The sequence below is a fragment of the Priestia sp. P5_B4 genome, assembly GCF_056400385.1.
Map to the genome: position 1 here is coordinate 1 of NZ_JBFULJ010001140.1, position 1,018 is coordinate 1,018.

Consider the following 1,018-nt stretch of genomic DNA (forward strand, 5'->3'; position numbering starts at 1 on the left):
TTATAACAAAGTGCACGACAGTTGAAACTTCATAGCTCTGAAAAGCTACCTCCAATCCTAGACATTATAGTAGAAGTAGTTACTTGTTCGCATTATATTTTAAAAATAGTGGCACAAAACCTGTTAGAAAGGTACACACTGATGAGTGCTTTTAAATAGCTAGGACTGAAATAATGCTTTAATGAAACTGAATTTTTTCATACCCTTTTCCTTTTATTAAGAAAATACATTCACACATGTATGACARTTGTCATACTARYTACTTGACGTTTATATCTTTTATTACCAGCTACTATGTTCTACTATAAATRTAAAGAAGAGTTGWATACTAATCAATGTAAAGAAAGATGTAAGGAGGAACACATGAGCAAACAAAAAACGACTGAATTAAGAAAAAATGTAGCACCTTTTGAAAAATCCAATACGAAATCGAGTATAAAGCAATTAATAAACACCTTTCTTCCGTTTTTACTACTTTGGTTTCTAGCTTATAAAAGTTTGTCYGTTTCTTATTGGCTAACACTGCCAATAGCTATTGTTACAGCCGGGTTCGTCGTCCGAACCTTCATTATTTTCCATGATTGTTGTCATCAATCATTTTTCAAAAGCCGAAAAGCGAATAATATCCTTGGTACAATYAGTGGGGTTATCACCATGTTTCCGTATGAACAGTGGAAACGAAGCCACTCGATTCATCATGCYACGAGCAGCAACTTAGATAAACGAGGAACTGGTGATGTGTGGGTCATGACAGTTGATGAGTATRTTGCAGCTTCCTACTGGGGTCGGTTAGCTTACCGAGTGTACCGCAATCCACTTGTTATGTTTGGATTAGGTCCCATTTATCTTTTCTTCGTTTCTAACCGATTGAATCGAAAAGACGCGAAACGAAAGGAACGTTTGAACACATATTTAACCAATTTCTCAATTGTTGCAGTGTATGCACTTTTATGTTGGGGTATTGGTTGGCAAGCTTTTCTGCTCGTTCAAGCTCCCATACTTTTTGTAGCAGGGTCAC

At 36.2% G+C, this 1,018-nt stretch carries 1 protein-coding gene; it reads left to right on the forward strand.

The window, feature by feature from the left end:
- Positions 1–363: 363 nt before the first annotated feature.
- On the forward strand, positions 364–1,018 hold a 655-nt coding region (locus tag AC1DRF_RS29460), incomplete at its 3' end, for a fatty acid desaturase (RefSeq protein WP_477742502.1).